At 35.5% G+C, this 26,711-nt stretch carries 20 protein-coding genes; 10 read left to right on the top strand and 10 right to left on the bottom strand.

The features are described 5' to 3' along the window. Window positions 1-846: 846 nt before the first annotated feature. Window positions 847-1,665 carry a glucose 1-dehydrogenase gene (locus SJY30_RS09355; protein WP_396635283.1) on the top strand — a complete coding sequence of 273 codons (819 nt, stop codon included), beginning with the start codon at window positions 847-849 and terminating at the stop codon, window positions 1,663-1,665. Between the two features lie 58 nt (window positions 1,666-1,723). On the opposite strand, the gene SJY30_RS09350 is transcribed toward SJY30_RS09355, so the two are convergent. Next, a complete protein-coding gene (locus tag SJY30_RS09350; protein WP_396635282.1) occupies window positions 1,724-2,260 on the bottom strand; it encodes a YSC84-related protein in 537 nt (178 codons plus the stop codon). Between the two features lie 273 nt (window positions 2,261-2,533). On the opposite strand from SJY30_RS09350, the gene SJY30_RS09345 reads away from it, so the two are divergent. Further along, on the top strand, window positions 2,534-2,725 hold the full coding sequence (locus SJY30_RS09345; RefSeq protein WP_396635281.1) for a hypothetical protein: 192 nt from the start codon (window positions 2,534-2,536) through the stop codon (window positions 2,723-2,725). Window positions 2,726-2,801: 76 nt separating this feature from the next. On the opposite strand, the gene SJY30_RS09340 is transcribed toward SJY30_RS09345, so the two are convergent. Further along, window positions 2,802-3,632, bottom strand: coding sequence for a DMT family transporter (locus SJY30_RS09340; RefSeq protein ID WP_396635319.1), 831 nt, complete (start codon window positions 3,630-3,632; stop codon window positions 2,802-2,804). A 366-nt stretch (window positions 3,633-3,998) separates the two neighbouring features. Between SJY30_RS09340 and SJY30_RS09335 the strand changes: the two genes are divergently transcribed. Beyond that, the gene (locus tag SJY30_RS09335; RefSeq protein WP_396635280.1) at window positions 3,999-4,817 is read left to right on the top strand and encodes an SDR family oxidoreductase; all 819 of its coding nucleotides are present in this window, start codon (window positions 3,999-4,001) and stop codon (window positions 4,815-4,817) included. A 169-nt stretch (window positions 4,818-4,986) separates the two neighbouring features. Then, entirely contained in the window at window positions 4,987-7,224 is a 2,238-nt protein-coding gene (locus SJY30_RS09330; protein WP_396635279.1) for a c-type cytochrome, read from the top strand. A gap of 8 nt (window positions 7,225-7,232) precedes the next feature. Here the strand turns inward: SJY30_RS09330 and uxuA are convergent, their stop codons facing one another. Genes uxuA through SJY30_RS09315 form a run of 3 tightly spaced genes read right to left on the bottom strand, consistent with a single transcriptional unit; the run spans window position 7,233 to window position 11,196 of the window. After that, window positions 7,233-8,411, bottom strand: coding sequence for a mannonate dehydratase (gene uxuA, locus SJY30_RS09325; RefSeq protein WP_396635278.1), 1,179 nt, complete (start codon window positions 8,409-8,411; stop codon window positions 7,233-7,235). Between the two features lie 35 nt (window positions 8,412-8,446). Next, a complete protein-coding gene (locus tag SJY30_RS09320) occupies window positions 8,447-9,802 on the bottom strand; it encodes a Gfo/Idh/MocA family protein (RefSeq protein ID WP_396635277.1) in 1,356 nt (451 codons plus the stop codon). A gap of 5 nt (window positions 9,803-9,807) precedes the next feature. Further along, entirely contained in the window at window positions 9,808-11,196 is a 1,389-nt protein-coding gene (locus SJY30_RS09315; RefSeq protein WP_396635276.1) for a DUF1080 domain-containing protein, read from the bottom strand. Between the two features lie 392 nt (window positions 11,197-11,588). On the opposite strand from SJY30_RS09315, the gene SJY30_RS09310 reads away from it, so the two are divergent. Beyond that, window positions 11,589-11,924, top strand: coding sequence for a hypothetical protein (locus tag SJY30_RS09310; RefSeq protein WP_396635275.1), 336 nt, complete (start codon window positions 11,589-11,591; stop codon window positions 11,922-11,924). A gap of 322 nt (window positions 11,925-12,246) precedes the next feature. On the opposite strand, the gene SJY30_RS09305 is transcribed toward SJY30_RS09310, so the two are convergent. From SJY30_RS09305 to SJY30_RS09285, 5 genes are all read right to left on the bottom strand, one after another. Next, window positions 12,247-12,960 carry a hypothetical protein gene (locus SJY30_RS09305; RefSeq protein WP_396635274.1) on the bottom strand — a complete coding sequence of 238 codons (714 nt, stop codon included), beginning with the start codon at window positions 12,958-12,960 and terminating at the stop codon, window positions 12,247-12,249. A gap of 30 nt (window positions 12,961-12,990) precedes the next feature. Continuing rightward, on the bottom strand, window positions 12,991-14,568 hold the full coding sequence (locus SJY30_RS09300) for a RagB/SusD family nutrient uptake outer membrane protein (RefSeq protein ID WP_396635273.1): 1,578 nt from the start codon (window positions 14,566-14,568) through the stop codon (window positions 12,991-12,993). A 10-nt stretch (window positions 14,569-14,578) separates the two neighbouring features. Next, window positions 14,579-14,878, bottom strand: a complete 300-nt coding sequence (locus tag SJY30_RS09295; protein ID WP_396635272.1) for a hypothetical protein — start codon at window positions 14,876-14,878, stop codon at window positions 14,579-14,581. Between the two features lie 44 nt (window positions 14,879-14,922). Beyond that, entirely contained in the window at window positions 14,923-17,685 is a 2,763-nt protein-coding gene (locus SJY30_RS09290) for a SusC/RagA family TonB-linked outer membrane protein (RefSeq protein ID WP_396635271.1), read from the bottom strand. Window positions 17,686-18,019: 334 nt separating this feature from the next. Next, window positions 18,020-19,066 (bottom strand): GntR family transcriptional regulator, encoded by a 1,047-nt coding sequence (locus tag SJY30_RS09285; protein WP_396635270.1) that lies wholly within the window; start codon window positions 19,064-19,066, stop codon window positions 18,020-18,022. A gap of 183 nt (window positions 19,067-19,249) precedes the next feature. Between SJY30_RS09285 and SJY30_RS09280 the strand changes: the two genes are divergently transcribed. From SJY30_RS09280 to SJY30_RS09260, 5 genes are all read left to right on the top strand, one after another. Continuing rightward, on the top strand, window positions 19,250-21,349 hold the full coding sequence (locus tag SJY30_RS09280; RefSeq protein ID WP_396635269.1) for a bifunctional aldolase/short-chain dehydrogenase: 2,100 nt from the start codon (window positions 19,250-19,252) through the stop codon (window positions 21,347-21,349). Between the two features lie 75 nt (window positions 21,350-21,424). Then, a complete protein-coding gene (locus SJY30_RS09275) occupies window positions 21,425-22,705 on the top strand; it encodes a sugar isomerase (protein ID WP_396635268.1) in 1,281 nt (426 codons plus the stop codon). Window positions 22,706-22,714: 9 nt separating this feature from the next. Beyond that, the gene (locus tag SJY30_RS09270) at window positions 22,715-24,088 is read left to right on the top strand and encodes an FGGY-family carbohydrate kinase (protein WP_396635267.1); all 1,374 of its coding nucleotides are present in this window, start codon (window positions 22,715-22,717) and stop codon (window positions 24,086-24,088) included. Window positions 24,089-24,098: 10 nt separating this feature from the next. Next, on the top strand, window positions 24,099-25,247 hold the full coding sequence (locus tag SJY30_RS09265; protein WP_396635266.1) for an alpha-hydroxy-acid oxidizing protein: 1,149 nt from the start codon (window positions 24,099-24,101) through the stop codon (window positions 25,245-25,247). Between the two features lie 15 nt (window positions 25,248-25,262). Continuing rightward, the gene (locus SJY30_RS09260) at window positions 25,263-26,675 is read left to right on the top strand and encodes a purine-cytosine permease family protein (protein ID WP_396635265.1); all 1,413 of its coding nucleotides are present in this window, start codon (window positions 25,263-25,265) and stop codon (window positions 26,673-26,675) included. The last annotated feature ends 36 nt before the right edge of the window (window positions 26,676-26,711 follow it).

Genomic DNA, 26,711 nt, shown 5'->3' with positions numbered 1-26,711 from the left:
GTCACTATTTTCGTGTTAATTTTTTTTCATTAAAACTTGGTTTGTGCTCTGAAAGTCACAAAATGAATTACAGGGGGTAGCATGCGAAAATTTATTTTTTAACACTTTATGTTTATATAATTCTAATACTTCACCTTAGATTGTTGAATTATTATACAGGTTTGTTAAAAATTAAATTATCTATAGTTAATCGTATTCTATTTGAAACATTTTTACAAACTATTGCTATTTATGATGAGAATATGTAAATTTTGTTAATGAAGCTTTGTGAAATTTAGTCACTATTGGAAGATACCATTATAGCTGTTTTTTACCGATATGAATGAAGAGCTATTTTGAGTTTAAAATTTTTGCAAGTTTGATGCATCTTATAATACATATGGCGGCAGCATTATATTAATTAAAACTGTGCACAAATACGGGAGAATTAAATAATGTTGTCCTTTCTATTGTTCGTATTGATGTCTATAAATACATTCTCGTAAATAATTTACTCTTACTAAAAACTAATCGGCTATGCAGTATTACACGGGTAATTTATAGATAGAATATTGCCAGTACCTAATGGAGAACCAAAAAAACGAGCGGATTCTGTTTTAAAACACAATATTTTCCAGATTCTCTTGACCAACCTAATACTATGCTCTTTCCGGTAGATATGTATACTATTATAATAACTTTCAAATTCTTTACGAAGTAAATCATCTGTTGACGGAGTTATGAATTTCACGGAGTTTTTCTCTAGTAATTGTTAAGTTTTAATTGAAACCCTGTGCTAGTTATTTAGCTTATTGCGATAATTAAAACCATGATAACGGAATATATTTATTTACAAAAAGAAACATTATGCAAAAACCAAATAAAAGATTAGAAGGTCAAACTTGTATTGTTACTGGTTCTAGTGACGGTATTGGCGAAGCGGTTGCGAAGGCTATGGGAATGGAAGGTGCCAATATTGTCGTAAATTATCATAGTAGTAAGGAAGAGGCGGAAGATGTTGCACATTGGATCAGTGAAAATTCTGATTGCGGTAATGCTATAGTTGTAAAATGTGATGTAAGCAAAGAAGATGAGGTAAAGGACATGTTCAAAAAAACGGTGTCTAAATTTGGAACGGTAGATGTCTGTGTGGCCAATGCCGGTCTGCAATTAGACCATCCGTTACATGAAATGCCGTTGAAGGATTGGCAAAGAGTGATTGATGTTAACTTAACAGGGCAGTTTCTTTGTGCAAAAGAGGCTATTCTTGAATTTAAGAGGAGAGGAATGCGCCCAGAAATATCTAAATCATTAGGTAAACTTATTCATATGAGTTCTGTTCATGAGGTTATTCCGTGGGCTGGTCATGCAAACTACGCAGCTTCTAAAGGCGGTTTGGTCATGTTAATGCAAACCATTTGCCAAGAATACGGTCCAGATAAGGTAAGATGTAATTCAATTGCTCCTGGTGCTATAAAAACAGATATCAATAAAGATGTTTGGAGCACACAAGAGGGTAGGGACGGTATGTTAAAATTAATTCCTTACAAGCAAATAGGAGTGCCAGATGATATTGGTAGTGTAGCCAGTTGGTTAGCTTCAGATGAATCTGAATATATAAATGGTACTACCATTTTCGTAGATGGGGGTATGACATGTTACCCTGGCTTTACTGCCAATGGATAAATATGAAACAAAAAAGCCACCCGATTGAGTGGCTTTTTTTATATCATGCGGTGATGAATTATTTCATCATTGGCTTGTAATCAAATTTTTGTCCGCCAACAGATGCATCTGCCATTAATCCTGCTTTTGGTAAAGCAAATACGGCAACACCATCTCTATATTTTGCATTTACTGCAATTCCTGATTTTAATGCTACGGCAGAAGCTTCTGCAGAGAATTCAAAATCCCCATCTTTAAATTCAGCTAAATCATCTTGAGTTTCAAAAAATATTACTTCTGTAATTGCTTGTCCACCCGCTTGTAAGCCTACACTTAATTTTTTTAAGTCTGCCATACCTATTTTTGTTCCATCTTCATATACGACACCATTACCTGATGCTCCGCCTACAATGAAGCCACCTTTACCTACACTTGGAAAGATTACATACCCTGCGGAATTATTGAAGAATTGATCTAAGCCAACTTCCATTGTCATTAATTTCTCTTTCGCTTTATCGGCATCGTTAATTACTTTTTTATCCTTAGTACTTTGAGCATTTACACCTACAGCAAAAAATAAGATTGTTGCTGCCGTTATTGATTTTAAAATTTTCATTTGTTCTAATTTTATATGTTAATAAATATAATTTCTATGACTCAAAATTAAAATGAACGAAAAGTCTTCATTGTTGTTATCCACACAAATTTTGATGCAAATGCTGTATAAGCAATTGTAAATCAGTTAATTATAAGTTAATAAAAATTGAATTACAGTAAAGTGAATTGTTATGTTGCTAATTTGTAGGAGGTTAGATACAAATCCATTTCTTAAAAATTTGTTAATTAATTTAAGATGCTCTATATTCATAGCATATTTAAATGAAGAGCGATGAATAACCAAGAGAACTTTTTTGATTCTAAAATGATAGCTAATTTTTTAATAGCACTAGCGTTGCTTTTTTCTGCAGTTTATTACTATAACTATTCTGAAGAAATTGAAAGAGAGATTAATGTGGTTATTGTTGATTCACTGAAAGATGTAAACAATAGCTTGGCAGAGCAAGATACTGCTCGTAGGTAATTGAAATTTCTGACCATAACTATAGGCTGTCAATTCACTGTAATTGGCAGCTATTTTTTTATGGCTTAATGAGTATCTATTTCTTACCTATCATTACATTGGCAATTAATGCGGTTATAATCATAACTATGCCTACTAAGCTCAAAGGAGAATAGATATCCCCAAACCAAAAAATACCTACAGAAATGGTAAATATTACTTCTATGTATTTTAAAGGAGCAACTAAATTAGTCTTGGCAATCTGAAAAGCTTTTGTCATGAATACTTGACCAAAAAAACCGAATAGACCTAAGCTTGATAATAATAACCAATCAATTCCCATAGGGTTTAGCCAACCTTTAATACTTAAAATGCCTCCTATTATAGTACCTGTGAACATAAAGTAATTTACAATCACTAACGGGTGATCACTGTTTCCTATTTTTCTGATCAGTACATATACTAGCCCGCTGAAAACAGATGCTGCCAATACCAATAATAAACCCGTGGTATTTATAGTGTTGTCAAAGCCTTTTAACACTAGTACACCGGCAAAGGCAAATAAAAATAAAAACCATTGAATAGGTTTTAATCTTTCTTTAAGCAGAAAAACAGCAAATACAGCCGCATAAATAGGGGCAAGATATCTAAGTGATACGGCTGTGCCCACAGGTAAGTATTTTAATGACATAAAAAACAAACTCATTGCGGTTAAACCTGCAAGCGCCCTAAATATCATAAACTTACGGTTGTTGCCCAATATAGGAATGCCTTTTACAAGAATGTAGGTAGTTCCTAAAATTAAGGAACCTATGCTTCTGAAGAATACAATTTCAAATGTGGGAATATGTTCTAGGTATTTTATAAACGAATTCATTAAACTAAATGAAAACGTACTTATGATCATAAATAAAATTGCCTTCTTCACAGTCCCAAAATATCCTTGCAAAGTTACTTGGGTCAAATAGATATCTTTACTTTAATCTGTGATAATTACACTACTGGCTTAAGTTTTATCATACTGATAAATTTTGTGGTGAATTTGTAATTTTTCCATGAGATATATTGACTTTAATCACTATTTATAGAATTAGTTAATCTCATTCTTATCATTTTAATTTACCCTGGTGTTGGTTGTTTTAAGTAATAACCCTCGCATATTTGTTATTATATGTAAAAGCTTAGGGGTGGTCTTTGATAATTCTTTTAACTTGGCGGTACAAATAAATAGGTTGGGTTCTGCTAGAATAAATTGATCCTAAACATATTCATTATTACTTTAAATTTTGATAGAATGAACGAATTATTATCCTTGAAAGATAAAAATTATGCCCTTTCTGGCGGAACGGGAACCTTGGGTGGTTCTATTGCCAAATATTTGGTAGAGAATGGTGCTAAAGTTTTATTGTTAGGAAGATCGGAAGACAAATTAAAAGACAAACAGGAGGAGTTAAATACCTTGGTTCCAAAAAGTACATTTATTTTCAAGGTCGATGTAATGGATGAAGGTGAACTTACAACGTTAAAAAATAAAATCAAAGAAGACTTCGGTCATCTTGACGGACTAGTAAATCTTGCGGGTGGTAATATACCAGGGGCAACCGTAAAACCAGATCAGACTGTTAGAGATATTGCTATGAGCGATACTAGAAAAGTAGTCGATATTAATTTATTCGGTACTGTTATTCCAACGGTAATTTTAAGTGAATTAATGGTAGAACAAGGTTATGGCTCTATTGTGAATATTTCATCTATGGCAGCAAAGCAGACCATTTCTAGGGTACTTGGATATTCCATGGCAAAAAGTGCTGTTGATATTTTTACCAAGTGGATGGCAAATGAATTGGCGTCTAAACATGGAGATAGAATTAGGGTTAATGCAGTTGCGCCTGGGTTTTTCATAGGAAATCAAAATAGACGCTTACTTACCAACGAAGATGGTTCTTTCACTGAAAGAGGAAATAGTATCATTAAAAATACCCCAATGGGTCGTTTTGGAGATGCGTCAGAATTAAATGGGATGGTACATTATCTACTTAGTGATGCTTCAAGCTTTGTTACAGGGAGCATTTTTGATGTTGATGGTGGGTTTACATCATTTTCAGGTGTATAATTTTGAAATTCATTTTAATTACAAAAACTAGTTAATATCGTTTTGTTTTAAGTGTTTTTTTGTAATCGATTACTTAACTTTAAAACTAGTTTAAGTAGTTGAATCTCATCTAGTTTTTAGTGTTTTTTTCTATCTAAATTAGAGTTTCCTATTTACATAATTAGTTTTCATGCGTACTATTCATATTGGTTTTCTAATCACTTTCTGTCTTTTAATTTCTTGTCAAACCAGCTTTAATGAAACTCAAGTTTCTTTAGAACCCTATACTGTAGAGGAAGGTTTTAATTTAAAAGTATTGGCGGCAGAACCATTAATAAAAGCTCCCGTTGCTATAGATTTTGATACAAATGGTAGAATTTGGGTTGCTCAGATGCCTGGTTATATGAACGATTTACAAGGTTCTGGTGAAGAAGATCCAACGGGTAGTATAGTAATTCTTGAAGATTTGGACAATGATGGTGTCGCCGATCATTCAAAAATTTTTATGGATAGCTTGGTGATGCCTCGTGCCTTAGCTCACATTTATGGTGGTTTGCTATATGCTGAGCCTCCGTACTTATGGTTTGTTGATATAGAAGACGATAAACCGGTAAATAAAGTTATGGTCGATTCTATTTATGCGGTTGAAGGAAACCCAGAGCATCAACCTAACGGATTGGAATTGAATATCGATAACTGGATTTACAATGCTAAGTCTAATTTTAGGTATAGAAGAATTGATGGGGTATGGAAAAAAGAGCCTACCACCTTTAGAGGGCAATGGGGTATTACCCATGATAATTTTGGAAGACTTTATTACAATGACAATTCAAGAATTTTGTTGGGAGATTATGTGTTGCCCAATACCCTAATAAAAAATAAATATTTTACGCCTAACGCCAGTGTTAATAAACTTCTTACCAATGATCAAAGAGTGTATCCTGCTTTTGCAGGGTCTGTAAATAGGGGGTACGCAAAGGGAGTGCTAAATGCGGATAGTATTTTAGTTAATGCTACAGCTGCTTGTAGTCCGTTGGTTTATAGAGGTGGCAAGTTTACCGAGTCATATGAGGAAAATGTTTTTCTCTGTATTCCTGAAGGGAATTTAATTAAGCGTGTTCTTTTAAATTTTACTGGAGACTCTACCATTGCTCAACAAGCTTGGCAAAAGAAAGAATTTATTACGTCGACAGATGAAGGCTTTAGACCGGTAAGCTTAAAAAATGGACCTGATGGAAATATGTATGTTGTTGATATGCATAGAGGTATGATAGGACATCATGCTTATATGAGTCCGTATTTAAGGGATAATGCAAAAGCAAAAGAATTGGATACCATTGTGAATTTTGGAAGAATCTTAAAAGTATCCCATGAAAATGCTGAGGTGAATGTTATACCAGACTTTAATAGTTTGAGGGGTAGTGAATTGGTAAAGTTGTTATCGAACGATAATGGTTGGGTTCGCGACCGTGCCCAGCATTATTTAATCTTTAAAAAATTTAATGCTGTAATTGATGAAGTAAAAGAGCTTGCATTGAATACAAAAAAACCATTAAGTCAAATTCATGCATTGTATGTGCTTGAAGGTTGGAATGCATTATCCTTCGATTTTCTTACCGATGTTGGTAATAAAAGTGAACCTCAGGTTACTTCACATGCCCTGGTATTGTCAAAAGATTTTATAAGTATGAATTCTATTGACGAGGCAAACAACCTCTTTACCAAAGTTTTAAACAGAAATGATGTAGGTCTAGATGTGTATTTGGCAAATACTCTTGGTTACTGGATAGCACTCGATAAAGAAAAATTTAAGCCATTGCTTATTAAAGTTCTAAAACGAAGGGAGCAAAATACTACGGTTACCGATGCCGTTTTGAGTAGTATAGCCAAAACTGATTCCATTTTGTTGAATGATGGTAACATTAGGCAAAATTTTGAAAACACCCCTTTTATTGAAAAGCTGGAAAAAACTCTGGCCAATAAAAAAGAAGACAGAATGAACGCTATCTATACGAGCGAAGTAATTCTTGAAGATACACGTACTAGCGGGTCTAAAATGTTCTTTCAGATCTGCGCATCGTGCCATGGAGCAGATGGAAAGGGTATAGATGGGCTGGCACCACCACTCATGGGGTCGGAACACGTAAAAAATACAGAGCTTTTGGCGTTAATTATTTTACACGGGTTAGAAGGTCCTGTTCATGTAAACGGAAAACGCTATGATATAAATTTGGCAATGCCCGGACTTATTAGAAATGAAACAATAAGCGATCTAGATATTGCCAATATTATATCATACGTTACCAATGCTTTTTCTGATCGATCCAAAAGATTAAGCGAAGAACGAATTGGTGAATTAAGGAATGTAAAGTCAGCAACGGGAATGGAATTCACCGAACCTGAATTACAAGCGTTAGATGAGAAATAAAGATAGCGCTATTTCAAACTTTTTCTGATCCCCATTTCCAAGCCCCTTAATTCGGCTAAACCCCTTAGTCTACCAATACTGGAATACCCTGGGTTGGTTTTTTTTCTAAGGTCATCTAGCATTTTATGTCCGTGATCAGGGCGTAAAGGCATTCTGGTATCTTTACGGCCAGTGGCTTTTCTTTTATCCTGCTCTTTGATCAAAGCTTTCATAACAGCATACATGTCAACATCTCCCTCTAAATGGTTGGCTTCATGAAAATTTCCATCAGCATCGCGTTGTGTGCTGCGTAAATGGATAAAATTAATTCGATTACCTAACCGTTCTACCATTCCAGGTAAATCATTATCTGGTCGAACACCAAATGAGCCTGTACAGAAAGTTAATCCGTTGTTTGGGCTATCCACTGCTTTATAAAGATCAACAATATCTTGCTCTGTACTTACAACGCGAGGTAAGCCTAAAATAGGGAAAGGTGGATCATCTGGATGAATACACATACGTATACCTGATGTTTCTGCAACCGGAATAATTTCCGATAAAAACTCGAATAAATTATGCTTCAATTCATTCGGTCCGATTTTATCATAGGTAGCTAAAATGGTATTGAATTCTTCTAAGGTATAGCCTTCTTCAGCCCCTGGTAACCCTGCAATAATATTGCTTATCAACTTTTTCTTTCCTTCTTCGGTAAGTTGTTCAAAATATGTTTTAGCGGCAGATTTCTGAGCGTCTGTATAAGTGTTTTCTGCACCTGGTCTTTTTAGTAGGTATAATTCAAAGGCTGCAAATGCATCAGCTTCAAATCTAAGAGCTGTAGAACCGTCTTCTATTTCAAAATCTAAATTGGTTCTGGTCCAATCAAGTACCGGCATAAAGTTATAGCAAACCGTATCAATACCGCATTCGCCTAAATTGGATAGTGTTTGTTTGTAATTGTCATAGTAAGTCTTATAATCACCATTTTGGGTCTTGATCTGCTCGTGGATAGGAACACTCTCTACAACAGACCAAGTTAAACCCGCTGCTTCAATAATATTTTTACGCTCCATTATTTCTTCAAGAGACCATACAACGCCATTAGGAATATGGTGTAATGCGCTTACAATACCTGTTGCACCTGCTTGTTTTATATCTGATAATGATACCGGATCATTTGGTCCGTACCAACGCCATGTTTGCTCCATTATTTTGTTTAATGTACTAAGGTAAATTAATTGAACTAGATATTTTTGATTTCCCAACCTGGCTCATATTCCCTAGACCATAATTTCATAGCTTCTCTATTAAAAATGCGGCCTGTAGTCTCATCAACTTCAAATGAATTATCAATTCTTGATGCAATGTTTGCATAATGTGTTAGCATTTGGCTAATAGCACCTTCATCTATGGGTGAGGTTAATTCAGCTTTTCCTCTAATGGCATCAAAGAAATTGACAGTGTGTAATGTAGACATATCGCCACCGCCACCAAGTGCCGTACCTGCTTCTTTACCAGAAGATAGGTTTTCTTTGATTAAGCCTCCTTTTTGATCAAATAACTTATATCCGCCACGATCAATGTAAGCTGTACCCTCAGATCCTGATACTATCGTTCCTCTACCGTGTTTATTTCCATATTTATGATAGCCCGTTCTACTATTGCCATCCCACTTTATCGTTTTATTTCCTGCAAATTTAAAAGTAGCCTCCATGGTATCGTACATTTCCCAGCCGTCATCTTTGTAATGAAATTTACCGGCATCAACAGAAACATATTCAGGGTAAGTAACTCTCAATGCCCAACGGGCAATATCGAGTTCATGGGTAGCATTATTCCCCATTTCTGCAGTACCATAATCCCAACCGTACCAATGCCAGTTGTAGTTCCACGTATTATCTGTATACGCCCTTCTAGGAGCCGGACCTTGAAATAGGTTCCAGTCTAAACCTTCTGGTGGGTTTGCTTTGGTTTGGTGTGGCACGCGGCCTCTACCGCTAATATAGAAAGCGGTTGCCTTGTACACATCGCCTATTACATCGTTATGTATATCCTTTATTATTTCTTGAGATTCAAGGGCAGACCTTTGTTGATTACCCATTTGAACTACTTTGTCAAATTTCTTCTGATAAGCTACCAATAATTCCCCTTCACGTGGGTTATGGCTACATGGCTTTTCTAAATACACATGTTTGCCAGCTTGCATTGCCATACAAGCACCTGGTGCATGCCAATGATCGGGAGTTGACATAAATACCGCATCAACATTTTTATCATCCAGTATTTTACGAATGTCATTTTCCAAAGTCGGTTTGTTGCCAATTTTAGAAGCTACTTCAGAGGCGGCTTTATCGCGCTGACTTTTCATGACATCACATAAGTAAGATAGCTCAACATTGTTTTTGTTGTGTGCTATGGCAGGTATGTAGGCGCCATACCTTCTTCCTAAACCCTGAATAGCAACATGAATTCTATCGTTTGCACCTATTATTTTAGAATAGCTCTTTGCAGACATAGCATTTGCGGTAGTGCTTGCTATTGTAGCGCCTACTGCACCAAGGGCCGTTTTCTTAATAAAATTTCTTCTGTTTGAACTCATTGTTTTTATTCTTTTGTATTACTGATTTCACGAATTTTTACATTTTTGAAGGATACTAGGTCTCCATGATCTTGAAGTAGAATCTGGCCCTTGTCCAATTCTCCGAAATTGGGCCACTTGGCATATTTGCTTTCAGAGACTAGTTTTCTGTAGACATCGCTTTTTCTTTCATACTCAAGAACTTTAGTGCCGTTTAACCAATGCTCAACATGATTGTCTTTAGAAATAATATAGGCTGTATTCCACTCTCCAATTGGTTTAGTAGGTTTGTTAACATCGGCTTTGATCAAATCATACAAAGAACTAACCGTTCTACTACCTTCATGGTTTCCTTTTTTGGCATCAGGGTGTAGCTTGTCATCCAGTATTTGGTATTCCAAACCAATCGAAGATCCTTCGCCCTTGTTGATTTCGGTATCTACATAATATTTAATACCGCTGTTGGCTCCGGGTGTTAATTTAAAATCGACCTTAAGTTCAAAATCTTTATATACATCTGTGGTTACTATATCGCCACCGGCAGCAGATTCAGCTCCACCAGAAGAAAGAACACTTAAAACACCATCTTCAATTTTCCATCCTTGCTCAGGAAATTTTTCTAATTTGGCACCTCGCCAACCATTGGTTGTCTTACCGTCCCAAAGTAATTTCCATCCATTTTTCTTTTCATCGATGGTCAATTGATTTTTAGTGATAATAGGTTTTAAAGGAGAAGTTCTTGAATATTTAGAAACGCTATCAGTAATGATTTTTATGTTCTTCCAAATGATATCGGTACCAGCTTTTTGATCTTTATGTATGCTGTGAACCTGTAAGCAGATAAATCCTTTTGATGTTTTGCCATCTACTAAATAGGCAGCGGGTACGTCATTTACCCATGTTTTGATGGTATCTCCAATAGCTTCAATGCGATAATGGTTCCATTCGTTTTGCTTAAAAGCCTTTTGAGCTGTAGGATTATCGGTCATTGGGTTAAGCCAGCCACGTCTAGATTCGTCAAATATACCGCCACTCCATGCCCTTTCAGAAGGGTCTATTTCAACTTGGTAGCCATGAACCCTACCATCTCTATATGTAGGAAGGCTGTTGCTTCTTATTTGTATGCCAGAATTCATTGTAGAATCTACCTTATAATCTAATTCTAAAATAAAGTCGGTATACATTTCATCAGTAGTTAAAAATGTATTGGGCGTATTGTGTGTAGTGCTGCCCACTATAGCACCGTTTTCTACGGCATAGCTGCCATCACCGCCTAATTTATGCCATCCGTTTAACGTTTCTCCGTCAAAAAGATCGACCCAAGGGGCATTGTCTTTAGGGTTTTGGCTACAGCTCGAAAAAATGAAGAAAATTAATAGCCCTAGTGAAGGTAATAGCGTTGGTTTGTTATTCATGTTGTGTTTAAAATTTGTTTGATTTTAATGTAGCTGCATGTGTAAGTTATATTAGGTCTTTTCTTTTATTTGTGCGATATTCATAATATGTAATCGATATCTTTAATTTATTTTATATGTTAATCTTTTAAATATTGAATATTTGATAATTTAAAAATATGTTATTTTTTATATTGGAGTATTAAGTTTTATGTTATATTTCTGTTTGTTAACATAGCGTTAACAGTTTGGTGAATGAATAACTTGATGAATTTAATGATGTCGGATTATAGAGGTAAATTCTTAAAAGGGCTAGAGGACAGGCTTGGGGTATTTTCGGGTTTACTATGTGTTATAGATATACTAACAACTCTTTTTGTTTGAAATAAGCGAAAAATTCTGTTGAATTTTATTTGAAACACAAAAACTGGCCATATGAAGGAATTCTTTTTTGGGATTTTTATGACCCAGAAATATTAAATACGCTAAAAGATGTTTCTGCTGCTACTGTCGTAGCTTCAGCATTGGTTGAAGTAACATCTTTTGCGAATAAAAATTTGTATTTAGATTATGCAAAGCATGTATTAAAAACATTAATGAGCAATGAACATATTTTATCAGCTACAATAAAAACCACTTTTATTTTAAACATAGTACGGACAATTGACCAAAAAAAGATGGGATGGATGTATCAATTGTTTATGCAAACTTTTAATTATTTAGAATTGCTACTACGGTTAAAAAAATAGAAAGCATAAAAAAGCCCCATATGAATATGGGGCTTTTTATTGTGACCTCGACAGGATTCAAACCTATTTTTGAAAATGCCTGAATACAGAAGGTTCTGCGAAATTTTATTTTTACTGTTGTCGATTTGTTATCTACTTATCTTAAGGTAGTATTGGAAATTACTTCGTCTTTTAATTAAAGATACAAAAATGTTAGTGTCATTTTTTGTTAAATGGTCAAATTATCATTGGCACCTAACCCCTCCACTAAAAATAAAAACCCTTTTCGTAGTGCTCAATTACGAAACAGGGTTTTTAAAACTAACTCAACACGAACTTCATTTTAATTATTTGGACTCGGGTAAGGTTGATTTCTTACCGGATCACTTAAACTATGTCCAATACCATTATTAAATACATAATTATAGTTTCTTAGTCTTTCGTTATTACCGCCTCCTGTCGCTGTACTTGGTAAAGGCGCTGGAGATCTATTTACATCAATTCTTAATTGACTATCTCTTCTAAGAATAATTTTACCGGCTTCACCAGGGATTAGTGTTTGAAATTCATAATTAACATCACGCACTAAAAGAGGGTCGTTTTGTGTTATATAAGTGGTAACGATATGATATTGTAATATTAAGCGTAATACATCAATATCTGCCCTTGCCATTACTTCTGAAGGTGTTTCCCCTTCTTCAATATCGGCTGAACCAGTAACTAACGCTATAATATCGCCATTGCCTTCAAATGCATTGTTATTAAGCATCAAGAAGGTTCTGCCATCATTAGGGGTGTTGTATTCGTCTACCATTCCTGCCGCCTCGATTGCGGCTTTAAAATAATTTAGACCGTCACCGTTTAACGTACCATCTTCATTTAGTTTTAATGCTTGAGAAGTGTTGAAAAACTGCCAAGCAGTAATTTCACTATATGGGTCTGTTAAATCAACTTCAGGTTCAAAAACAAACCGCTCTTGCAAATCAATATCGCATCCTATAAATGCAAGCATTAGCAGAAGGGTTCCACAAAATTTTATTGCTTTTATTCTTTTCATTTTGGTGTATTTTTTAAAAAAAATTATTTTTTAGTACCCTGGTGTTTGTTCCAATAAAGGGTTCTCAACTATATGTTCATCAAATATTGGGAAAAGCAGTCTTTCATCTGTTAGGGTTCTACCGCCAGTAAGTGTATCTAAAATTGGGTTTAAGATTTCTAAAGCTCTACCCGTTCTTCTCAAATCCCACCAACGTTGTCCTTCACCTAATAGTTCTAGTTGACGTTCATCTAAAATGAAAAGTTCACGTTCTTGTTTTGTTGCGCCAAATTCAGCTGCATCAACTAGAGGTAATTGTCTAGCAGTTCTAAACTCATTAATAATTTCTAGCGCTTTCATTTCATTATCTAATCTATTCTCTACTTCTGCTAGATACAATACGATGTGCGAATAACGGTATAGTACCATATCACTATCGTCTAAAGTTTGATTGAAATTGGCTTTATTGTATTTTGCCATTCTTGCATTACCCACACCTTTTAATTCAAGATTTGTTATACCTTCTCTTGATAGGTAGTATCTATAATCACCGTAAACAAACTCTTCTTCACCATCTGAATTTGTTGTTGTTAATACTGGATTCGTGTCTGGATATTTTGTCACCCATTCAAGAGAATCTATAGGGAATTTTTGACGCCATTTCTGTTCCAACGCCGGTGAGAGGGTAAATGAAGGAATCCCAGCAAAAAATACATTAAAAATTCCTGCTCTATTCCTATTGCCACTACCTGGTTCTTCGTTTAAACTGAAACCAATGGACATTATTAGCTCTGGACCTTGTTGTATTTTAAGTGGTCCGTTACTTGTAGGATTTGCTGAAAAAGGGTCTATGTCATCATTTAAAAATAGATTTTGCCAATCTCTTGCACTTGTAACTAAGCTAAACTCGTTACTTTCTACAATTTTCAAAAGAGCTTCTTTTGTTTTTACGTCATCGCCTAAAAAGCCATATACTTCGGCTTGTAGAGCCCATATACTTGTTTGGGAAAATCTATAAGGCCTACTCAAAATACCCATGTTTTCCTCTGCAGCAAGCATATCAGGAATAATGACTTCATTGATTATTGTATTAGCATCTGTTCTTGGTCTTTGCAAGTCTGGACTGGCTCCAACTACAGGTTCGGTAAATAAGGGGACATCTCCCCATACTCTAACCGCCTGAAAGTAAGCGTATGCTCTCATAGCTTGAGCTTCAGCCAATAAATCTGTGTCAAAACCACTAATGTTCGGTACATTGGCTATCACTAAATTTGCTCTGTTGATTAAATCGTAATAATCGTTCCATCTTAAAACTCCGGCGTTACCAGATGTTACATCGTTAGTGGTCAGTTCAATGTTGTTTGCATTTGCGCCATCATTTCCATTAATATAACTGTCACCTCTAAATTCGCCCCAATAATAGTGCTTTAAACGAAATGCAGGTTGCATACCATCATACATTCCTATTACCGATGCTAGTGCATCACTATTATTTCTGAAAAAATTATCTGGTGATATTTCACTTATTGGCGACTCATCTACCAGGTCTTCACATGATGTTAAGGATATTGCTCCCCATAAAAGAGCAACACTACCTATTATATATTTATTTATTTTCTTTAGTTCCATTATAATTTTTTTAAAATTTAAGATTTAGGCCTAAAATTACTTCACGGTCATTTGGAAACCTTAAGTTGTCTACCCCAGGTTGTAGTGGATTGCCTCTTGTACCTAATTCAGGATTAAACCCTGGATAATTTGTCCATGTAAGCAAATTGTTACCAGAAATATAAAAAGAACACTTTTTTACAAAACCTAATTGTTCTAAAGCTTTTTTAGGGACATCATAACCTAATCTGACAAAGCGCAACTTTATAAAACTACCATCTGTTACGAAAAAACTATTAGGGCGATCCCTGTTTTGTGGTACCCTTGTCAATCTCGGATATACTGTTATATCGCCTGGATTTGACCATGCACCCTCTATACGGTCAGGGCCGGTGTTTCACCACCTGAATTTAAATCGTTTCTAGCTTCGTCCCAACGTCTCCAAGTGTCGTTGCCCAATGTGAAGTCGAATAAAAAGCTAAGGCTAATGTCTTTATATTTAAAATCATTTGAAAATCCACCAAATGACTTTGGCAGTCCATTACCAATGGTTTGTCTATCTTCATTTGTTATAACAAAATCACCATCTACATCGTCCCAAATGATATCACCACCTTGTGCTACACGACCATCATTTCGTATTTGGTTAACATCGCCAGTAAACTCAGATCCGTTTAAAGTGTAATTAACGAATTCTCCAGAATTATCAAAATTTGGTGTAAGCTGAACTCCATCGTTCGTAAAAGCATTTGACTCGTCATATTGAAAAACACCTAGGTTTTTAAATCCATAAATATTACCAATAGGCTGCCCTTCTTCAATTAAATAGTCACCAGATTGAAATGATGTACCTCCAAATAGTTGAGTAACTTCATTTTCTTGAAAGCTAATATTGAAATTACTGTTCCAACTAAAATTCTTTGATTGTATAATGCCACCTCCTATATTAATGTCTATACCTTGGTTTCTTACGGCGCCTACATTTTGCCTTATACCTGAGAAACCAGATTCTTCAGGTAGAGGTACATTTGCCAGTAAATCTTCTGTATCTTTTCTCCAAGCATCAACATTTAAGGTTAATCTGTTTTTGAACATTCCTAAGTCAAAACCAAAGTTCGTTGCTACAGTACTCTCCCAACTCAATTCCGGATTACCTAATCTTGTTGGTGAAACACCACTAATACCATCGTAAACGGCACCAGGTGTAAAGGCAGATGTAAATTCATAATCTCCAATACGATCATTACCGGTTTCACCATAACTGGCTCTTAGTAAAAGGTTGTTAATCTTACTATTGCTATTTTTAAAGAAGGGCTCGTTACTTATTCTCCAACCAATAGAACCAGATGGGAAATAACCAAACTCTTTATTATCACCAAATCTTGATGAACCATCTCTTCTAAGCGTAGCGCTTATAAGATATCTATTGTCGAAATCGTAGTTGAATCCTCCAAAGAGAGAGTAAAGATTGCTTCTTGTATTAAAAGTTTGATCTCCATTAATACCAATGCCGTTAGGATCAACGTTATTAAATGTCTGTACGTCTTCTGAAACAAAAAGTGCGTTTGAAATCCCAAAATTTTCCTCAACTCTTTTAAGTATTTGCATACCGGCAAAAGAAGAAACGCTGTGTTTTCCAAAATCTTTGTTATAGTTTACAAAATTTTCTTGCTGAATATCATAATCTATTCTATCTCTAAGGCTACCTAAAGGACTTGTGTTTCTAGGATTTAAGACCAATAAAGGTTGAAAATCATTATTTCGTCTTAATCTAAAGTTGATACCTAACGTAGATTTGATTGAGAAAGATGGTGTTATTTTATATTGTATCGAGTTGAAACTTTGCGCTCTCCATGTTCTTAATTTTAGCTGTCTAAGTGAAGCCTCGGCTATTGGGTTTTGTCTGCCACCAAATTCTGGAGTAAAACTTCCGTCGGGTTCAAATACAGGGTAATACGCTATACGTTCTACAAGCTGCTGAAAAACTTGATTCTCGTTCAACCCACTGAATTCCTCAAACGAGGCATTAAAACTTGTACTCAATGTTAGTTTTGAACTAGGTGTAAAGTCTAATTTGAAACGACTATTTATTCTTTTAAAACTGCTGTTGATCACAATACCTTCTTCGTTAAGAAAACCGTTGTTCCAGTAGGCTTTTATTTTCTCGCCACCACCGCTAACAGCAACATTTACTTGGTTTCGAATACCAGCTTTTGTAATGAGCTCTTGAAGATCAAAAGAATTACGGGTTCTAAGGCTCAAGGAATCTCTCTGTAGACCTGTTGGATTTAGACGTTGCGTTTCATTACGTCTTACATCTTCGTAAAACAAACGTTGTCTTGTATTTGCAACTGGTATTGCTCCGTTTAAAGTGTTAATACCACTTACTACATTTACATCTATACTAACATCACCTCTTTTACCAGATTTTGTAGTTATCAAAACAACACCATTTGCACCTCTTGTACCATAAATAGCTGTTGTAGCGCCATCTTTAAGAACTTCAAGAGAAGCTATGTCGTTTGGGTCTATGTTATCGATATTGTCTAATTGTTGACCATCTACAACATATAAAGGACCTGTGCCACCGGCACTAAAAGTAGAAGTACCACGTACTCTAATATCAAAACCTGCTCCAGGTCCGCCATTGCTTGCAATTTGTACACCAGCTAATCTACCTTGTACACCTTCAAAAGCATTTGAGGGGGTTACTTCAGCAATTTTTTCAGACTTTACGGTACTTAAAGCACCTAGTACTTTTTCTCTAGATACTGTTGCGTAACCTATTACGACAACTTCGTCTAATGCCTCGGTATCCTCTTCTAAACTTACATTTATATTAGAAGAATTAATTGTTACCTCCTTGGTATTAAAACCTATATAAGAGAAGGTCAGTACTCTAGATCCCGGTACTAAGTTGATGGAGTAATTACCATCAAAATCACTGGACATTCCATTGTTTGTTCCTTTTTGTACTACGTTAACGCCGGGTAAAGGTTCTCCATTAACGTCGGTAATAGTCCCGCTTACGGTACTTACCTGTGCAAAAGCTGATGTAATGGCCGTCATGAACATAATCATGGTAGCCAATACAGAGAAGGTAGCAATACGCGAACGTTTGTTACACTTTTTTTTCATTTTGAGTTGAGTTTTGTTAATATTAAAATTGACTAAATCTTATTATTAGAGTTGTTTATTAAGTATTAAATAATAAATAGACCTAATAATTAGTAGATTCTTAACAATTATATCAACAAGAAGTTGTGAAGGCATCCTGTACTGTACTGTAAGGATGGTAATGTATAATTACAGATATACTTTTAATATACAAGTTAAATATCTGAAAATTAGATATTTAAACATGTTTTTTTTAAAGCGATTTTTAGGTCATTATTACTTTAAAAAAAAATCACAAATGATAACGGCAAATGTTATAATAGTTGATAGTTAGTTGTTTTTATGCGTGCAAGAATTAAACAGAATGTCTATCAATAAAATTAAAATCGTTTTTTATTTCTACTCTTTTGTTATCGACAATCATTTTTGCAGCTTCTTCTCCCATTTTTTTAAAGTCAGTACTGATAACAGTTATGCCAAGTAGTTCTTTTAATGGGGTGTCATTATACGAGATGATTCCAATATCTTCTCCTAATTTATAATGCCTGTCCCTACTCTGTTTAACCAGGTTGACCAGGTCAGATTCTTCAATGATAATGTATAGATCGCCAAGTTGTAATTCCATACTGTCGTAGATTTCATCTAATATTTCATAGTCCATGTCATGCTGTATGCAAAATCTTTTAAAACCTGTTACTATTCCTTTAGGATATGGATAAACACCTTTGTTCGGGTATACGAGTATTACTTTTTTATACTTGGATAGTTTTTCTAGACCTTCTGTAAGAGCGTTGTAAATATCTTCGGTAAAATCTTGATATACCCTTCCGGCTTCTTTAGATAAACTCTTTAAATTTCGATCCATAATGATAAGTTTACCGTTTGGGATAGCATGGATAGCCTTAAGTATATCGTCTGTACACCCCATGTGTTGAAGATTTTCATTTTTAAAATGAGGCATTATAACATAGTAATCGTATAAGTTTTTCTTATTGTCAAGTATATTGCTGAATACTAAAGGTTCACAGTGATAAATATCTAGATCAACATGAGTGTTTGGGTCTAAACTATTTACAAATGAATTAAATATTCTCATTTTATAAGTACTGAGTTTATTGATGAGAAAAAGTACTTTTGCCTTAACGGTAAGGTCGGTTTTGGCGATATAATACCCTTTGCCTTTAACCGAGATGATTATATTTTGTTCTTTTAATAAACCATAGGCTTTTTCTACGGTATCTCTAGAAAGCAAATATTCTTCACTAACTTCATTGATTGACGGTATTTTTTCACCCATACCCAAAATGCCTTTATGAATACTATTAATAATAGAATCCATAACTTGTTTGTATTTGGGAATTCGAGATTCGGTGTCAACGGATATATACTCAAGTCTTTTCAATTTGCAATGTTTAAGTTATGTGACCTAAAATAGGTTATTAAGTAGTTTTATCATATTCAAACTTATGTAATTTTTTTACTATATATTTTTTTTAGAAGAAATTAACTAACAGCATAGTACAGGATGCGTTGTTTTTATTCATGCTCTATTTTCGTTGACAACCATAATTAAAAAAACAGATTAATGCAGGTCAAAACATATAAGCACGTAGATTATCTTTGGGACGATTCAAAAGCGTCTGAACTAGGGGACAACCAGGTAGAGTTGTTTCTTTACAGGTCGAATATTTTAGGAGCAGACCTTCGTATTACCAATTTTGGTGGTGGTAACACTAGTTGTAAAACCATTGAAAAAGATCCCCTTACAAATGAAGAAGTTGAGGTAATGTGGATCAAAGGTTCAGGTGGTGATATTGGGACTCTTACAAAAGCTGGTATTGCAGGACTGTATACAGAGCGACTTAGAAATTTGAAGAATGTTTATGGTGGTCTAGAAGATGAAGACCGTATGGTGGGCCTGTTTAATCATTGTATTTATGATTTGGACAGCAAAGCTCCTTCAATTGATACTCCTTTGCACGGTTTACTTCCATTTAAACATATAGATCATTTACATCCAGATGCTTTGATTGCAGTTGCTGCAGCCAAAGATAGTGAGAAGGTTACCAAAGAAATTTGGGGCGATACTATGGGGTGGGTGCCATGGCAAAGACCAGGTTTTGATTTAGGTCTACAACTTGAAAAGTGCTTAAACGATAACCCTGGTATTAGAGGGATTGTACTTGGCAGCCATGGATTATTTACTTGGGGAGATACGTCTTACGAATGTTATCTTAATAGTTTAGAAGTTATTGAGATGGCTTCGGAATATATTGAAAATAAGATTAAAGAAAACGGCAGTGTTTTTGGTGGGCAAAAAGTGAAAAGCTTGCCTCAAGAAGAACGTATAGATAAAGCTGCAAAATTAATGCCTTTGTTAAGAGGACTTTGTTCTTCTGAAAATCAAATGATAGGTCATTTTACCGATACTGATGTGGTGTTGGAATATATCAATAGTAATGACTTAGAAAGACTTGCACCTATGGGTACTTCTTGTCCTGATCATTTTTTAAGAACGAAGATTCAACCATTAGTTCTTACCTTGGGTACAGGTGAAGATCTTTCCGATAGTGAAAAAGTTCTGGAAAAACTTACTCCTGCATTTGAAAATTATAGAAAGGAATACGCCGAATATTACGAAAATTGTAAAAGGGATAATAGCCCAGGTATGAGAGATCCTAATCCGGTAATCATTATTTATCCTGGGGTAGGTATGTTCAGTTTTGCAAAGAATAAGCAAACTACAAGAGTGGCTAGCGAGTTCTATATCAATGCCATAAATGTAATGCGTGGGGCAGAGGCCATAACCGAGTATACATCGTTGCCAAGACAAGAGGCATTTGATATTGAATATTGGTTGTTGGAGGAAGCTAAATTGCAACGTATGCCAAAAGAAAAGCCGTTGTCTAGAAAAGTAGCCTTGGTTACTGGTGCCGGTGGTGGTATTGGTAAAGCTATTGCTGACAAGCTTGCGGAAGAAGGTGCCAATATAGTACTTACAGATATCGTTGAAGATAGGTTAAAAGAGGGTATGGCTACATATAAAAGAGATGTAGCAAGCTATGCCGTATGTGATGTTACAAATACAGAGTCTATAGCTAATGCCTTTAAAAAAGCATGTTTAGAATTTGGCGGGGTTGATATTGTAGTGCATAGCGCTGGTTTGGCAATTTCTAAGCCATTGGAAGAAACCACGGATAAAGACTGGAATTTGTTGCAAAACGTACTTGTTAAAGGTCAATTCGATCTAGCAAAACAAGGAGTTGCGGTTATGAGAGATCAAGGTTTGGGTGGAAACTTTATTAGTATAGCGAGTAAAAACGGATTGGTTTCAGGTCCTAACAATGTAGGTTATGGTACATCTAAAGCCGCACAGCAACACATGAGCCGCCTGTTGGCAGCCGAACTAGGTAAAGATAAGATTAGAGTCAACGTTGTTAATCCTGATGGGGTTATAGTTGGTAGTAAAATATGGGAAGGAGACTGGGCGGAAGGCCGTGCTAAAGCTTATGGAATAACTGTAGATGAGTTACCGGCACACTACGCCAAAAGAAATTTATTAAATGAAATTATTTATCCTGAGGATATTGCAAACGGTGTTTTTGCCTGTGTAGGAATTTTGGATAAATCAACTGGTAATATTATCAATGTTGATGGCGGTATGGCCAACGCATTTGTAAGGTAGTTGTTTGTAGTTTTTTTAAAAGCTTTTATAGGTGAAAATCTATAGAAGCTTATTTTTAATGGGAAATTAGTACTTATGAGAGTAGACGAAAATCAATTAGAAGGAATAAATAAAGAACATCTGTCCTTACATGATGATACATATAATTTTTTAGGCAATATATTGTCTAAGCAAGGAAAAGATGTGGATGGTATATTAAAGAAACTTGCAGACTTTCAAGTGGCTATTCCTAGTTGGGCATTAGGTGCAGGTGGTACCAGATTTGGTCGCTTTGGTTTTCAAGGTGAGCCTAGCACGTTAGAACAAAAAATAGATGATGTAGGTATAATTCACAAGTTAACACAGACCGCTGGGGCAATTTCCTTACATATTCCTTGGGATGTACCAAATGATTATAAGGCAATAAAAGAAATAGCGGCCTCTCATGATATCATATTCGATGCTGTTAACTCCAATACCTTTCAAGATCAAACGAATGCTAAAGAGAGCTATAAGTTTGGGTCATTGTCCAATATTAATAAGGCGTCTAGAGACCAAGCAATTGCACATAATATAGATGTTATAAACATTGGTAATAAGTTAGGTTCCAAAAGCTTGACCATTTGGTTGGCAGATGGTTCTAATTTTCCTGGTCAGAGTAATTTTCAACATGTACTTCAAAATACTGAAGATAGTGTTAAGCAAATATACAAGGCACTACCCGAAGACTGGAAAATGTTTATTGAATATAAACCCTATGAACCTAATTTTTACAGTACTGTAATTCAAGACTGGGGAACTTCTTTTATGTTGGCCAATGCATGTGGAGACAAAGCATACAGTTTGGTAGACCTGGGTCATCACTTACCAAATACTAATATAGAGCAGATCGTATCAACTTTAATGATGAAGGGTAAATTAGGTGGTTTTCATTTTAACGATAGTAAATATGGTGATGATGATGTTACCGTTGGTAGTATCAAACCCTATTCATTGTTCTTGATTTTCAATTCTTTGGTATATGGTATGGAAAACAACCCTCAAAATCCATATCCGGCTTGGATGATCGATGCCAGTCACAATATTAAAGATCCATTAGAAGATCTAATTCAATCTCTGGAAGCAATTCAGGAAGCCTACGCAAAGGCATTGTTAATAGATCAGAATGAATTAGCGGCAGCTCAGAAAGATAATGATGTTGTAAAATGTCAAGAAATTCTTCAGAGTGCATATCGTACAGATGTGCGACCTTTAATAGAAAAAGCCAGATTTTCTAGAGGAGGAGCAATCAATCCTATAGAAACTTATAGAGCATTAAAAGTAAGAGAAGGTTTAATAAAAGAAAGAGGAGTAAACTCGGTAGCATCGGGATTATAGTTGAAGATTATGAAAACTAATGTAACCGCAGTATTTGATATAGGTAAGACTAATAAAAAGTTTTTTCTGTTTGATGAAGATTATCAAGAGATATATCGAGAATATACCCGTTTTGAACCTATCGTAGATGAAGATGGACATCCAACGGAAGATTTACATTCTTTACAGGTTTGGTTAAAAGAGGTTTTCGATAGAATTCTTAATGCAAAGGAACATAATATTACGGCCATAAACTTTTCTACGTACGGTGCCAGTTTTGTTCACCTTGACGAAAATGGTAAAGTGCTTACTCCGTTGTATAATTATACAAAACCAATGGATGAAAAGGTTTTGGACGATTTTTACAAAAAGTACGGTCCTAAAAATGAATTTGTAAAAGCTACAGGTTCTTCTGATTCGGGCATGTTGAATTCTGGAATGCAATTGTTTTGGATTAAACATACAAAACCTGAAATCTATGAGAAGATCGCATTTTCATTACATCTGCCACAATACTTAAGTTATGTTTTTACGGGTATACCGTTAAGTGAATACACAAGTATTGGTTGTCATACAGGCTTGTGGAATTATGCAGATAAAGATTATCATTCCTGGGTCTATAAAGAAGGTATACATCGAATACTGCCACCTATTGTTTCGACTGAAACAAGTATAAACATGAACTACAATGGTAAGCGTATTAAAATTGGTGTTGGTATACATGATAGTTCTGCGGCATTGCTACCCTATGTAAGAAGTATTAAACAAAAATTTATTTTGGTTTCTACCGGTACATGGAGTATTGCATTGAACCCTTTCTCACAAGAGCATTTGACAGAAAAGGATATCGAAAAGAACTGTATAAACTATATGCGAATTAACGGTAAGCCCGCTAAAGCAAGTCGTATATTTTTAGGTAATGAATATAGTCTACAAGTAAAAAAGTTGACCAAGTATTTCAATGTGCCTAAAGATTATCATAAATCGGTCGCTTTTAGTTATGATACGTTTTTTGCAATAATGAAAGATTTCAATTATTGTTTTAAATGGGAAGGTATAGAAGATAAAAACATGCCAATGGAAACCAAATTTAATTTTGATCAATTTGAGCATGCTTACCACCAGTTGATGGTTGAATTGGTACTATTACAGGTTGATAGTATTAAAACTGCGGCAGGCGATGATGTAATAGAGAAATTGTATATCGATGGAGGTTTTAGCGATAACGATGTCTATATAAAGTTAGTTTCACATTATCTACGTAATATGGAACTAAGAACCACAGACTCATCTTTAGGGTCTGCTTTGGGTGCTGCCATTGCTATATCGGATACCAAGCTTAATTCAAAATTCTTAAAAAAGAACTACGCGTTGAAAAAACACGTGCCTTTTATTATAAAATAAGTAAAACTATATGGCAAAGGAATTCAATTCAGATTACCCATCTGTAGATGATTTACGATTAAAGGCAATGAGGAGAATTCCAAGATTTGCATTTGAATATTTGGATGGCGGCTGTAATGAAGACGTTAGTATCTCTAGAAATACCTCAGAAATTCGTGAGGTTCAGCTACAACCTAGATACCTAAGAAATTATGGAACAAGTTCTATTAAGACAAAGGTTATGGGAATGGAGTTCGATGCTCCTTTTGGTATTGCCCCAGTAGGTTTGCAAGGCCTGATGTGGCCAAATACGCCTGCTATTTTGGCAAAATCGGCATTCAAGCACAATATACCATTTATACTTAGTACGGTAACCACAATGGATATAGAGAAGGCAAGCGAACTTACAGAAGGTAATGCTTGGTTTCAATTATATAATCCGGTAGACGATACTATTCGCGATAGTATTATTGATAGGGCCGAAGCTGCAGGTTGCCCTGTTTTAGTATTACTTTGCGATGTACCTACTTTTGGTTATAGACCCAGAGATTTTAGAAATGGATTGGCACTGCCGCCTAAAATGACGGCAACTAACATTATGCAGATTTTAGGTAAACCGACTTGGGCGTATAATACACTGAAATATGGGCAGCCTACTTTCGAAACGTTGAAGCCATATACCCCTGAAGGACTCAATCTAAAGCAATTAGGTGCCTTTATGGACAAAACATTCTCAGGAAGGTTAAATGAAGAGAAAATAAAACCTATAAGAGATAAATGGAAAGGAAAATTGGTTTTGAAAGGTGTCGCCTCTGAACAAGATACCCAAGATGCAATTCGTATGGGTTTTGACGGAATTATTGTTTCCAACCATGGCGGAAGACAATTAGATGCAGCGCAATCAACCATTAATTCGTTACAGGAAATTGCTGCCAAATACAGTGATCAAATTGAGGTGATGATGGATAGTGGCTTACGTTCAGGTCCAGATATTGCTAGAGCCATGGCAAGTGGTGCAAAATTCACCTTTATGGGTCGCTCTTTTGTCTATGGTACTGGAGCCTTGGGAAATAAAGGAGGTGATCACACCATTAGCATGTTGAAAACACAGTTTAAGCAAGTAATGGACCAACTTTGTTGTGAGCGCGTTGAAGATTTACCAAACCACCTTATTAAATAAAAACCAACCAAAATTATGAGCCAAAACCATCACGAAGAAGATATAGTTGAAGAAATAGCTGGCGGTGAATTTGAAAGAGAACCTGTTCCACAATCGAAACTAAAAAGTTGGAAAAGCTTTTTAGGTATGTACGCTGGTGAACATGCCGCAGGAACCGAGTTTGTAATTGGTCCTTTATTTTTAACTACGGGTGTTAGTGCCTTTGATTTACTAATAGGTCTATTACTTGGAAATTTAATGGCAGTATTGAGTTGGCGTTTTCTAACCTCGGAAATCGCGGTTAAAAGAAGACTGACCCTGTATTATCAACTGGAAAAAATTTGTGGTAAGAAACTGGTCATTGGTTATAATTTGGCAAACGGTATTTTATTCTGTTTCTTGGCAGGTGCAATGATCACCGTTTCGGCTACTGCCGTTGGTATTCCATTTGATATGGAGATGCCAAAACTTACAGATACTTTACCAAATGGACCTACTTGGATTATTATAGTATTGGTTATTGGTGCCGTAATATCATTAATAGCATCCAAAGGTTATGATACAGTCTCAAAAGCAGCCAACTGGATGTCGCCAATAATAGTTTTGGCCTTTGTTGCTTGTGGTTTTGTTGCACTACAGCAATTAGGCGTTGGTAGTTTTCAAGATTTTTGGAATATATGGGGTGAAGGTGGCGAACCTTTTCCTGGTCAAATTAAATATACGTTTTGGCATGTTTTCTTTTGGTCATGGTTTGCTAACGGGGCCATGCATATTGGTATGTCAGACCTTTCCGTTTTTCGTTTTGCAAATAAAGCAAGCTCTGGGTGGACAACTGCTGCAGGTATGTATGTGGGGCATTATATGGCGTGGATCGCAGCTGCTTTGTTATATGCCGTTTACGTACAATCGCCAGAAGCTCAGGCATTATTGAGTCAAGGTCAGGCACCTAATGTAGCTCCAGGTCCTTTGGCCTATAACGCTATAGGGGTATTCGGTATTCTTGCGGTAGTATTGGCAGGTTGGACAACCGCTAATCCTACAATTTATAGGGCTGGTTTAGCCTTTCAGGCAATAATGCCAAAAACATCGACTTTTTGGGTGACGATATTAGCAGGTTCTATTGCTACCGTTGCTGGTCTTTTTCCAGCTTTCGCCATGAAACTATTGGATTTTGTAGCATTATATGGTTTCATTCTAGCTCCTGTAGGTGCGGTAATCGTATTCGAACATTTCTTTCATAAGCAAGCAGGTATTGTAAAGAATTACGCAGAAATATCTGGTGATAAATTTAGTAAATCGGTATTGTTGGCATGGGGTATAAGTTTTGGTCTTTTCTATTTTATATCTATTCAATTTGAAGTCTTTTTATCTTTCGTTACATTACCGGCATGGTTGCTATGTGGTGTATTGTTTTTACTGTTCAGCAAAAAGTTTCAAAAGAAAATTTAGGTTTACTGTAGTTGTAAATCCGATTTTTATTTGAAT

The organism is Maribacter sp. R86514 (assembly GCF_044597005.1).
Classification (GTDB): Bacteria; Bacteroidota; Bacteroidia; order Flavobacteriales; family Flavobacteriaceae; genus Maribacter.
Note: the sequence above shows the minus strand (reverse complement) of the source record. Positions and strands in the feature narration are given on the sequence as shown.